The sequence below is a fragment of the Pseudoxanthomonas sp. 68-E7 genome, from assembly GCF_057773145.1.
In genome coordinates this window covers 12,537-24,833 of sequence record NZ_JBYMTI010000004.1, presented here as the reverse complement: position 1 = coordinate 24,833, position 12,297 = coordinate 12,537, and the positions used below count along the sequence as shown (strand labels likewise).

8 protein-coding genes are annotated in these 12,297 nt (G+C 69.8%); 3 read left to right on the top strand and 5 right to left on the bottom strand.

What is annotated here, in order from left to right:
• Nucleotides 1–95 precede the first annotated feature (95 nt).
• The 3 genes from AC3DE2_RS10915 to AC3DE2_RS10905 are packed head-to-tail and all read right to left on the bottom strand — an operon-like array spanning nucleotide 96 to nucleotide 1,812.
• Nucleotides 96–518 carry a DUF6691 family protein gene (locus tag AC3DE2_RS10915; RefSeq protein WP_488426172.1) on the bottom strand — a complete coding sequence of 141 codons (423 nt, stop codon included), beginning with the start codon at nucleotides 516–518 and terminating at the stop codon, nucleotides 96–98.
• Entirely contained in the window at nucleotides 515–928 is a 414-nt protein-coding gene (locus tag AC3DE2_RS10910; protein WP_488426171.1) for a YeeE/YedE family protein, read from the bottom strand. Before AC3DE2_RS10910 ends, AC3DE2_RS10915 begins: the two co-directional genes overlap by 4 nt.
• Nucleotides 928–1,812, bottom strand: coding sequence for an MBL fold metallo-hydrolase (locus tag AC3DE2_RS10905; RefSeq protein WP_488426170.1), 885 nt, complete (start codon nucleotides 1,810–1,812; stop codon nucleotides 928–930). The genes AC3DE2_RS10910 and AC3DE2_RS10905 overlap by 1 nt, the downstream gene beginning before the upstream one ends.
• A 94-nt stretch (nucleotides 1,813–1,906) precedes the next feature.
• Here AC3DE2_RS10905 and AC3DE2_RS10900 point away from each other — a divergent pair, with 94 nt between their 5' ends.
• Nucleotides 1,907–2,224, top strand: coding sequence for an ArsR/SmtB family transcription factor (locus AC3DE2_RS10900; protein ID WP_295375453.1), 318 nt, complete (start codon nucleotides 1,907–1,909; stop codon nucleotides 2,222–2,224).
• On the opposite strand, the gene AC3DE2_RS10895 is transcribed toward AC3DE2_RS10900, so the two are convergent.
• Both AC3DE2_RS10895 and AC3DE2_RS10890 read right to left on the bottom strand, forming a co-directional pair.
• Nucleotides 2,225–2,689, bottom strand: coding sequence for a methyltransferase family protein (locus AC3DE2_RS10895; protein WP_488426169.1), 465 nt, complete (start codon nucleotides 2,687–2,689; stop codon nucleotides 2,225–2,227).
• Nucleotides 2,690–2,757: 68 nt separating this feature from the next.
• Nucleotides 2,758–3,114: a helix-turn-helix domain-containing protein gene (locus tag AC3DE2_RS10890; protein ID WP_295375457.1), complete on the bottom strand. Its 357-nt coding sequence runs from the start codon at nucleotides 3,112–3,114 to the stop codon at nucleotides 2,758–2,760.
• Nucleotides 3,115–3,464: 350 nt separating this feature from the next.
• On the opposite strand from AC3DE2_RS10890, the gene AC3DE2_RS10885 reads away from it, so the two are divergent.
• On the top strand, nucleotides 3,465–5,624 hold the full coding sequence (locus AC3DE2_RS10885) for a hypothetical protein (protein ID WP_488426168.1): 2,160 nt from the start codon (nucleotides 3,465–3,467) through the stop codon (nucleotides 5,622–5,624).
• Between the two features lie 130 nt (nucleotides 5,625–5,754).
• A complete protein-coding gene (locus tag AC3DE2_RS10880; RefSeq protein ID WP_488426167.1) occupies nucleotides 5,755–12,285 on the top strand; it encodes an Ig-like domain-containing protein in 6,531 nt (2,176 codons plus the stop codon).
• The last annotated feature ends 12 nt before the right edge of the window (nucleotides 12,286–12,297 follow it).

The window sequence follows — 12,297 nt, the reverse complement described above, 5'->3', positions numbered from 1 at the left end:
CTTGCTCGACCGGAAGCTGCAAGTCTAGAAGGCCGTGGCGTGTTTGCAATGGCTCGCGCGCAAAGCAGCGTGCCAATGGTGGCACGCGTTTCCGGTCACGCCGGCCGTGTGCGCGCCATCATCGCTTGCAGCAGGCTGCCCGCGAGCATCGCGGCGACGAAGATCAGCGCGCTGTCCACGCCCGCGGCAGCCCCGACCAGCGCGGGACCCGGGCAATAACCCGCCAGTCCCCAGCCGATGCCGAACAGCACCGCGCCCGTCACCAGCGGCCGATCGATGGCCCGCGACAGCGGCAGGCGGAAGCGATCATCCAGCAGCGGGCGCGGACGCCGCAGCACCCAGCGGAAAGCGACGAGGGTGGTGATGACCGAACCGGCCAGCACGAATGCCAGGCGCGGATCGAAGTCGCCCGCAAGATCCAGGAAGCCGAGCACGATGTTCGGATCGGTCATGCGCGACAGCGCCAGTCCCGCACCGAACAGCGCCCCCGCCAACAACGCCGCGAACCAGCGGGTCATGCCGTGCCTGCCAGCAGGTGCCGGCTGACGTACACCGTGGCGATCGCCGAGCCCATGAACACCATCACCGCGACCAGCGAACGCAACGACAACCGTCCCAATCCGCATACACCGTGACCGCTGGTGCAGCCGCTGCCCAGGCGGGTGCCGAAACCGACCAGTACGCCGGCCAGCACCAGGATCGGCATGCTCGCCGGTGATGCCACCGCCTGTCCGGTCAGTGTCATCACCAGCACGCCGCCGCCGGCCAGGCCAAGCAGGAACGCGATTCGCCACCCGCGTTCGCCCGCCGCCCGGTTGGCCAGGCCGTTGACGATCCCGCTGACACCGGCGATGCGACCGTTGAACCACAGCAGCGCGGTGGCGGCCAGGCCAATCAGGACGCCGCCGGTCAGGGCCGACCAGGGCATCACGGGGCACGCCCCAACTGATTGAGCGGCAGGCGCAGGTAGGCGATGCCGTTCGCATCGGCGGCCGGCAGCCGGCCGCCGCGGATGTTCACCTGCAAGGCCGGCAGGATGAGCCGTGGGACCGGCAGGGTCGCGTCGCGCGCTTCGCGCAGGGCGACGAACGCTTCCTCGCCGCGCTGGTTGCCGACATGGATGTTGCCTTCGCGCTGCGCCGCCACGCTGGTCTCGGCACGCGGCTCGCGCCCGGATGGATAGTCGTGGCAGAGGAATATGCGGGTCTTCGGCGGCAGACCGAGCAGGGTCTGGATGGAGGCATACAACTTGCGCGCGTTGCCGCCGGGAAAGTCGACCCGCGCGGTGCCGGTTTCCGGCGCGAACATCGTGTCGCCGATGAAGGCGGCATCACCGATCACGTAGCTGAGACTGTCGTCCGTATGGCCCGGGGTGGCGATCACGCGCACCGCCATGTCCCCCACGTCCAGGCGCTCGCCATCGCGCAGCAGGCGATCGAACTGGTGGCCGTCGGCGACGAAGTCGTCGCCCAGCCCGAACAGGTCCTTGAAGCGCGCCTGCACCTGCACGATGCCTTCACCGATCGCCAGCGGCGCGCCCAGTACCTCGCGCAGGTAGCCACCGGCGCTGAGGTGATCGGCATGGGCATGGGTTTCCAGGATCCATTCGACCTTCAGATCATGGCGGCGGACGTGCGCCAGCACCGCATCCGCCGACGTCGTGGCGGTACGCGCGCTGGCGGCGTCGTAGTCCAGCACCGGGTCGATCACGACGGCGGCGCCGCCGTCGGTGCCGGACACCACATAGGTGAAGGTATTGGTATCGGCGTGGAAAAAACTGTCGACGCGAGGACGGACGGGGGAAATGGGCATGGTCCTGTTCCTTGAGTTTTATTAAAGTATTTGCTAAATTAGCATTGACTTAAATAACGATCAAGCCATGGCGTCTCCTACCGATATGCAACGCATGACCCGGCACGCGGAGGACGCGGCCGCCTTGTTGAAGGCGCTGGCGCATCCGGCGCGGCTGCTGGTGATGTGCCGCCTGCTGGAAGGCGAAGCCAGCGTCTCGGATCTGCAGGCGCTGTCCGGGCTGTCGATGTCCGCGCTGTCCCAGCACCTGGCGGTCCTGCGCGAAGCGGGGCTGGTGGGCAACCGGCGGGTGGCCCAGTCGATCCTGTATTCCCCGCTGCCCGGACCCGCGTTCGGGGTCATGCAGGCGCTGTACGATGCCTATTGCGCGCCGGCCACCCGCGCGTCGCGCACGCGCCGCGCTTCCCGCTGATCACAGCCAGCGGCGGACACGCCCGCGGTAGTCGCGATACGCATCCGGAAACCGCTCGGCGAGCACGCGCTCCTCCGGCCGGATCTGGAAGCGGATCACCCATGCCATGTAGAAAACGACGCCGGCCAGCGCGAGCGGATGACCGAGGCTGCTGGCCCAGGCCAGCAGCAACAGCGCGTGGCCCAGGTACATCGGGTTGCGGCTGAAGCGATAGGGACCGGCCACCACCAGTTGCCGCACGGCCTGGGGGCGCAACGGATTGACCGTGGTGCCGGCGCGGCCGAACCACCATTTCGGCACCCCGTTCAAGGCCAGCCCGATCACCGCCAGGGCCGCGCCCAGCCATCCCGCTCCCGGCCACGCCAGCCGCAGTCCAGGCGACAGGCGCGCCAGGCCCCACATGAGGCAGGCGGCGATCAACAGGACGATGGGCGGCGGAACGCGGGTTTCGAGGGCGCGGAGCATCGGGGATGGAGGTATCCGGGACAGGGCGGGCGGGGTGGGGCCGGACGAGCCCGTTCCCGCCGGCATTTCTATACCAGCATTTCCAGCAACGCACACACCGCCTGGCGCTTGCGCACCGGCATCCGTCGCAACAGCACCAGGACCCGTGCTTCCACGTCATCGAGTACCTGCCCGGAAGGCGCGACCGCGGGTACTTCGAACACGGGATGGTTGCCGGCTTCGCCGCGACCGGTCGCCAACCACTCGAACGGTACGTGGGTGGCCACCGCGATCAAGGTGAGGTGTTCGAGGCTGGGATGGGTGCCGCCCTCGCGCTCCCATTGTGTGACGGCGCTCCGCTTTACGCCGGCTCTCTGCGCCAGTTCCGCCTGCGAGAGGTTGGCCAGGACGCGCGCGCGCCGGATGCGCAATGCCATCGGAATCATCAGGAACTCCTTTCCCGCTGGGACCAAAAGTCAGTGTTGCTGCCCCACAAGTGACACTGTCCAAAACTTGACCGGTTCCGCTTGCCTCCCCTCTCGCCCCAATGTCCGCGGGCGCGAAATCAAATGACCGGCAAGCGTCTCTTACTGCATCTGCATTTCCTGCGCGTTGCCAAGGCAACGCTCACGGATTAGTAACGACGCCGGGGAATGTAACGACAGCGCGCCCATCTATCAACGGCATTCGTCGCACTGTCCGCACACCGGAAAGATCGCCGCAGGCGTAATCCGGAATCCAAGAAAACGAAAACGATTTCAGACGGACTTGTACATCGACTACGGGGGGTAGTTTGATGGATACGAAGGGCTTCGTTCGGCTTTTTTTCCGCCGCGTCATCCTGGCCACGCTGCTGGCCATCACCGCGTTCGCGATCGTCCCGGCGCCGTTGAAGGCGCAGACCGGCTGCACCACCGGCGCCTGCATCTCGGCCGGACCGCGACTGGTCTCGGTGGACAGCACCCAGGGACCGGTGCTCAACCTGCTGCTGCAATCGCTGCTGCCCGGCACCACGGTCAACGTCTCGGTACTGGACTGGAACGCGCTGGCCGGTGCGGACATCAACCTCAACGCGTTGATCACCCAGCTGGGATTGAACCTCGGCATCAGCGACACCAGCCAGGTGCTCAACACCGACATCACCCTGGCGCAGTTGCAGCTGGCGATGGCGCAGGTGCTGCAGGCCGACGGCCAGACCGCCGCCGTCAACGCGTTGAACGCGCTGCCGCTCAACTTCGCCGGACTGACCGGCCAGATCCGCCTGGCCGATCTGCTGCAGATCAGCTTGCCGCAGGGTTCGCTGGCGGACATCGATCTGGACGTGCTGGATCTGGTCACCGGTTCGGCCCAGCTCTACAACTTCCGCAACGTGCTGACCACGCCCACGCCGATCGCGGTCAACACCGCGGCGCTGGGGCTGACCGGCGTCGCCAACCTTCAGCTGTGGCTGCAGGTGGTGGAGCCGCCGGTGATCGTCTGCGGTCCGCAGGGCACTTCCTTCCACAGCAGCGCCATCCGCATCAAGCTCAATGTCGACGTGCTGCAGGGTTTCAACACCCAGGCCATCATCAACGCGCTCAACGCGGCCGGCCTCGGGCTGGCCAACATCACCCTGACCGCCGACGTGCTCAAGCTCCAGTTGTACGCCGACGTCGCACGCGCCGAAGGCACGATCACCGCGATCGACTACGTCGCCGGCGCGGTGACGTTCCAGGCCCGTCCCGGCCTGGTCAACTTCTACATCGGCACCATCGCCGACAGCATCTTCTTCAACCGCTCGCGCGTGGTGACCAATGCCGACGTGTCGCCGGTGGTCATCAACAACCTGCAACTCGGTTTCCGCCTCAACCTGCTGGGCGTCGGCCTGCTGGACGTGCAGGTGCCGCTGACGGTCACCGGCCGCGCGGCCGCGACCGGATCGCCGGCACTACAGAATTTCACCGTCAATGCGCCCTATCCGCAGACGCGCACCGCCAGCAGCGGCACCGTCAGCGCGGGCACGCTGATCGTGGATCTGCTCAACAACCTGGACATCGAGGTCAGCCGGGGAACGCCGGTGGTCACCCTGAATCCGCCATTCCCGCTGCCGCCGGTGGTGATCGCGCTGCCGGACGCGCTGGTGCCGATCCTGGACACCATCGTCGATACCGTGGAAGCCACCCTGCAGGGCGCGGTGGTGCCGCTGCTGCAACCGGTGCTGACCGCGTTGCTCGGCGGACTGGTCGACAACCTGCTGGCGCTGCTCGGCATCCGCGTCGGCAACGCGGTGTTCACCGTCGAAGGCGTGAGCCGTTCCTGCGTCGCGACCCTGGCGCTGGCCAAGATCCTGGCGCCCACCACGGATCCGGGCCGCTTCAATCTCAGCATCAGCCAGGGCGCCACCACGGTGGCCTCGGCCAGCAACGTCGGCAACAACGGCAGCACCGCGCCGGCGCTGACCACGCCCGGATTGAGCTACGACCTGGCCGAGACCGCGGGCACCGGCACGCTGCTGGACAGCTACACCACCACCTGGGCATGCACTGATCAGAACGGCACCGCGATCAGTTCCGGCAGCGGCGCCAGCTTCAGCCTGACCGCGCCGGCCGCCGGCCCCAATCCGGTCAGCATCACCTGCCGGATCACCAACAGCCGCGCATTCCGTTCCGATGTCTCGGTCACCAAGAGCGACGGTTCCGGCACCTACACGCCCGGTGGCAGCGCCAGCTACGTGATCACGGTGTCCAACGCCGGTCCCGACGCGGTCAGCGGCGTGGTGGTCAACGACATCCTGCCCAACGGCGCCCGGCTCTCCGCCCCCTGGACATGCGTGGCGATCGGAGCGGGCAGCAGTTGTCCTGCCAACGGAGGCGCTGCCGGCGACGCGGCGATCAGCCTGAGCGTGAGCCTGGATGCGACGGGCACCGCGACGATCACCGTCCCGGTCTCCTTCAGCGCGGACCCCGCGGCGTACTGACCGCACGCCACCGATGCCCGCGGCATCGCACCGAACCCACCTGCACGCCCCGCTTGTCCGCGCACCCGACGCCGCAAGCCACCGCGAGGAACACCGTATGGACACCCGAGCGCTATCGACATCCAGGACCATGGTTCCGCCGCGCACCGGCTTCCGGCGCGTGGCGGGCGGCGCGGTGGTGCTGTTGGGATGGCTGTTGGCCGCCACCGGCGCGTCCGCGCAGACCTATCCGGCCAACCTGGGCAACACCGCCACGGTGACGCTGCCGCCGACGGTGACCGACCCGCAACCGGGCAACAACAGCGGCACCGATACCAACGCGCTGGCGGCCGAGGCCGCGCTCACGCTGGACAAGACACTGCTGAGCGCTTCCCCGGTCGTCACCGGCGGCACGGTCACCTATCGGCTCACCCTGACCAACGCCGGCCCCTCGGCCGCACTCGGCGCCACGCTCGCCGACACGGTTCCCGCGGAACTGGGCAACGTCGGCTGGACCTGCACGGCCAGCGCCGGATCCAGCTGCGGCGCCGCCAGCGGCACCGGCAATGTTTCCCTGGTCGTCAGCCTGCTGGCGGCCGGCACCGTCACCGTCGACGTCACCGGCACCGCACCGCCGACCACGCCTTCGACCATCGGCGCCAATACCGCCACCGTCACCCTGCCGCCGGGCACCACGGATCCCGATCCCGGCGACAACACCGACAGCGTGCCGCCGATACCGGTGGCGGCGCGCCCGATCGTGGCGGTCGACGACAGCGCCGGTCCGGTCAACGGCATCGCCGGCCAGGCCAACGTGGTCAACGTGCTGGCCAACGACACCCTCGGCGGCGCAGCGGTAATCCCCGCGCAGGTCATCTTCACCCCGACCAGCACCGCACAACTGATCGTCAATGCGGACGGCTCGGTGGACGTGCCGGCCGGCACCGCCAATGGCAGCTACACGACCGGCTACCAGATCTGCGAAGCCGCCAATCCCGCCAACTGCGATACCGGCGTGATCACGGTGACGGTCAATTCCGCCGCGACCATCGACGCGGTCGACGACCCGCTGCCACCGCAGGCGGCCGGCAGCATCGCGCTGACCGAGAACGTGCTCGGCAACGACACGCTGGCCGGCGTTCCGATCATTCCGGCACTGGTCACGCTGACCTCCACCCCGAGCGGCCCGCTGACGATCGCCGCCGATGGCGCGGTGACACTGGATCCGGCCGCGACGCCTGGGACCTATTCGGCGACCTACCAGATCTGCGAAACCGCGGTTCCCAGCAACTGCGACAGCGCCACCGCGACGGTGCGCGTGGTTCCGCCGATCGACGCGGTCGTCGACGTGGCCGGCCCGATCAACGGCGCCACCGGCGCGGCCTCCCTGCTCAACGTGCTGGGCAACGACAGCGCGGGCGGCGCCACGCCCGCTTCGCTGGCGACGGTGAGCCTGGCCGGCGCCGGCACCGCCGCGATCGTCTTCAACGCCGACGGCACCGTCACCGTGCCGCCCGGCACCGCCGCCGGCACGCACACCGCCAGCTACACAATCTGCTACCTGGACGCGCCGACGGTCTGCGACACCGCCAGCGTCCAGATCACGGTGGTGACCCCCGGCACGCTGGTCGCCAACGATGACGCCTTCGGCGGCATCAACGGCGTCACCGGCAATCCCAACGCCGGCAACGTGCTGGGCAACGACACCCTCGACGGCAATCCGGTGACGCCGGGCGACATCGTGCTGATGCCCACCAACGCCGGTCCGGTCACCATTGCCGGCGACGGCACGGTGGGCATCGCGCCGAACACGCCGGCCGGCGTCTATACGCCGAGCTACCAGATCTGCGAAGCGGCGGTGCCGGACAACTGCGACACCGCCACGGTGACCGTGACGGTCTCGACCATCGACGCGGTGACCGACGCGCTCGGTCCCGCGCCGGCGGGCGGCAACGCGGGCAACGTGCTGACCAACGACTTCGTGGACGGCGCGCCCGCCACGCCCGGCGCGGTCACCCTGACCCAGACCGGCGGCGGCCCGGCGCTGACCATCGCCCCCGATGGCACCGTCACCATCGCGCCCGGCACGCCCGCCGGCCCGCTCAGCGGCGGCTACCAGATCTGCCAGGTCGCGCAGCCGACGATCTGCGACAGCGTGACGATCACCGTCACGGTCGCGGCGGGCACGCTGATCGCGGTCGACGACGCGCTCGGTCCGGTCAATGGCGGCACCGGCGGCGCGGCCGCCGGCAACATCCTGGACAACGACACCCTCAACGGCGCGCCGGTGACCGCGCCGCAGGTGACGGTGACGCCGCACGACGTCGCCCCGATCACCATCGGCACCAACGGCACCGTCTCGGTGGCCGCCGGCACCGCGGCCGGCACCTATACCGCCACCTACGATCTGTGCGAGGTCATCAATCCGGGCAACTGCGACACCGCGACCGTGACCGTCGCGGTCAGCACGCTCGACGCCGTCGACGACACCCTGGGGCCGGTCAACGGCGGAATCGGCGGCAGCGCCGGCAACGTGCTGACCAACGACCGCCTCGACGGCGCGCCATTCGCCACCACCGCGGTCACCCTCGCGCCGTCGAATACCCCGCAGCTGACCATCGGCGCCGACGGCAACGTCACCGTCACCGCCGGCACCGCCGCGGGTACCTACACGGCCAGTTACCAGATCTGCCAGGTCGCGGCGCCGTCCATCTGCGACACCGCCAGCGTCAGCGTCAACGTGATCGCGGACGCGGCGCTGAACGCGGTCGACGACGGTTTCGGTCCGATCGACGGCGCCACCGGCAGCACCAACGCCGGCAACGTGCTGGACAACGACACCTTCAACGGCGCGCCGGTCACGCTCGCCGACGTGGTGTTCACCCCCAACGCGGCTTCGCCGGTGAACATCGACGCCAACGGCGTGGTCTCGGTACCGGCCGGCACGCCCGCCGGCGTCTATGGCGCCAGCTACCAGATCTGCGAAGCCGGCAACCTGTCCAACTGCGACAGCGCGCAGGTGACGGTCACCGTGCAGGTGCTGGCGGCGATCGACGCGGTCGACGACGGTCCCTACGTGGTGAACGGCGCCACCGGCAATGCCGGCGTCGCCAACATGCTGGGCAACGACATCTTCAACGGCGCCGCCGTGGCCCCGGGCAGCGTCACTCTGGCCAGCACCGCTGCCGCGCCGCTGGGCATCGACGCCAGCGGCGTACTGTCGGTCGCCGCCGGCAGTCCGCCGGGCCCGCTCAGCGCCACCTACACGATCTGCGAGACCGGCCACCCGGCCAACTGCGACACCGCCACCGTCAATGTGACGGTGGTGGTGGTGGACGCGCTGGACGACAGTCTCAACCTGGGCAACGGCACGGCCGGCGGCATCGCCGGCAACGTGCTCGGCAACGACAGTGTCGATGGCGCCACCGCGACCGTCGCCAGCGCCACCGTCAGCGCGACCGCGACCCCGCCGCTGAGCGTCGACGCCAACGGCAACGTGATCGTCGCGCCGGGCACGCCGCCCGGCAGCTACCCCATCGCCTACACGCTCTGCGCCATCAGCGCACCCGCGATCTGCGACACCGCCAGCGTGACGGTGAACGTGCTCGCCGGGCCGTTGCCGATCAGCGCGGGCTACGACAGCGGCTCCGCCGCGGGCCGCGGCGGCGGCACCGCGATCGCCAGCGTGCTGGCCAATGATCGGTTGGACGGCGTCGCGCCAGCTCCGGCCAGCATCGTCCTCACCCAGGTCGCCGCACCCGCGCATCCCGGCATCGTGCTGGATACCTCCAGCGGCGCGGTGACGGTGGCCGCCGCCACGCCGGCCGGCAACTACACGCTGCAATACCGGATCTGCCAGGCGGCCGCGCCGGCGAACTGCGCCGATGCCAGTGTCGCGGTCACCGTCAATCCCGCGGCGGTGAACGCGATCGACGACCCGGCCGGGCCGGTCAGCGGCCTGGCCGGGGCCACCGGCGTGGTCAATCTGCTCGCCAACGACACCCTCGATGGCGCCACCGTCGCGCCCTCCGAGGTGGGCTTCACCGTGCTGTCCGCCGACACACCGCTGACCGTGCAGGCCGACGGCCGGGTGGACGTGGCGCCGAACACGCCCGCCGGCAGCTACACCGTGACGTACCGGTTGTGCGAACTGCTCAATCCCGCCAATTGCGATCAGGCCACCGTGACCGTGCAGGTGCAGGCCGCCGCGATCGATGCGATCGACGACAGCGCGCCGACGCCGGTCGGATCCGTGGCCGGCGGCCAGGCGATCGCCAATGTCGCCATCAACGACCTGCTCAACGGCATGGCGGTGGATCCGGCCCAGGTCGAACTCAGCCAGACCGCCAGTACCCACGCCAACGTGCAGTTGCAGGCGGGCAGCGGCGCGGTGACGGTGCTGCCGCGCACGCCGGCCGGCACCTACACGGTGACCTACCGCCTGTGCGAGCGCCTCAATCCGGCCAACTGCGACACCGCCGTCGCCAGCCTGGCGGTCGCCCTGCCGGCCATCGATGCCCAGGACGACACCGCACCGCCGATCCCCGGTGGCACGGGCGCCACCGGCGTGCTCAACGTGCTTGCCAATGATCACTACGACGGCGGCGCCGCGGCATCGCCCGCGGTCATCCTCGCGCCGCTGACGCAGGGGCCACTGACCCTCAACGCGGACGGCAGCGTGGACGTGGCGGCTGGAACGCCGGGCGGCAGCTACACGCTGACCTACACGCTGTGCGACGCGATCAACCCGGCCAACTGCGCCACCGCCACGGTCACCCTCGTGGTCAACGCCACCGCGATCACCGCCAGCGATGACGCCGGCCAGACCCCGCAGGGCACCGCGTTGGTGATACCGGTACTGGCCAACGACACCTATGCGGGCGCGCCGGCGGATGCCACCCGCGTGCAGGTGCAGAACCTCACCACGCCCGCTCACGGGGTGGTGGCGGTCAATGCCGACGGCGGCGTGACCTATACGCCGACCGGCTACTTCAGCGGCGACGACAGTTTCCAGTACGACGCCTGCGAACGGGCCGTGCCCACCAACTGCGCCACCGCCACGGTCACCGTCACCGTGCTGGCGAACACCGTCACCGCGGTGGATGACCAGGCCCGCGCGCGCCAGGCACCGGTGACGATCCCGGTGCTGGCCAACGACACCGTCGAACATGCGCCGCTGGATCCGGCGTCGCTGAGCGTGATCGTCGCGCCCGCGCACGGCCAGGTGGTCTGCGCGCAGGGCGTGTGCACCTACACCGCCACCGCGCGCTACGTGGGCCTGGACCGGTTCGAGTATCGGGTGTGCGATGTCTCGGTGCCGACGCCGGTCTGCGCACAGGCGGCGGTCGAGATCGAAGTCGAGGCCGTACCGGTGGTCCTGCGCCTGGGCAAGACCGCCGCGCAGCGCAGCGCGCGCGTCGGTGATCTGGTGCGCTACACGCTGCGGATCGACAACGTGGGCGAGGCCGATGCGGAGCAGGTCAGCCTGTTCGATCGCCTGCCCGAGGGCTTCGTGCTGGTGCCCGAATCGCTGCAGGTCATCGACGGCGATGCCGCCGGCGCGCTGTCCAACGCACGCCCGCTGCGGATCGGCGCGCTGGACATCGCCGCCGGCCGCAGCGCCACCGTCATCTACGTGCTGCGGGTGGGCGCGGGCGTAGGACCGGGCGTGCACACCAACCGCGCCATCGTCCGCGACGACGAAGGCGCCGCGCTGAGCAACGAAGCCACCGCCGACGTGGAAATCACCGGCGATCCGCTGCTCGACGACAGCCTGATCATCGGCAGCGTCTTCCACGACGCCAACGCCAACGGCCGCCAGGATCCGGGCGAGCGTGGCCTGCCGGGCGTGCGCCTGGGCACGGTCGAAGGCCTGCTGATCGAAACCGATCGCCATGGCCGCTTCCACCTGGCCGGCATCGATGGGGGGCGCTGGGCGCGCGGACGCAACTTCCTGATCAAGGTGGACGCGGCGACGCTGCCGCCGGGCAGCCGCTTCACCACCGAGAATCCGCGCGTCCTGCGCATCACCCCCGGGGTGCCGGTGCGCTTCGATTTCGGCGTGCAGGTGCCCGGCATGCCGCTGGGCGGTGGCACCGGCGAGGTCGATATCGATCTGGGCCAGGTGTTCTTCGCCAGCGGCAGCGCCGAGGTACCGGCGGAACACGCGCCCCTGTTCGAGCGGATCGCCCAGCGCCTGCGCGAGGACGACGGCGGCCGGGTGATCGTCACCGCCCAGGCCGACGGACTGGCACTGGCCTTCCATCGCGCGGTCGCGGTGCGCGCCGCGCTGGACGCGCGGCTGGACGCCGGACTGCGCCAGGCCACCACGATCGAATTGCGCACGCAGGTCGACGGCCTGACCGCGCTGGTCACGCTGGATCAGGACATCGGCGTGGGCAACCTGCTGTTCGACACCGACAGCGCGGCCATCCGTTCGCAGTACCGGCCGCTGCTGGAGGCCATCGCGGAGCGGATCGAACGCGGGCCCGAGGTGATCGTGAGCATCACCGGCCATGCCGACGCGCGCGGCACGGAAGAACACAACCTGCGCCTGAGCCGGCATCGCGCCGACGCGGTCGCGGCGGCGCTGGCCGCGCGGCTCTCGCCCGCGGCACGCACGCGCCTGCGGGTGGAAACGGGACCACCCACACCCACCGCCGCGCGCGGGAAAGGACGCTGAGGGGACATGACC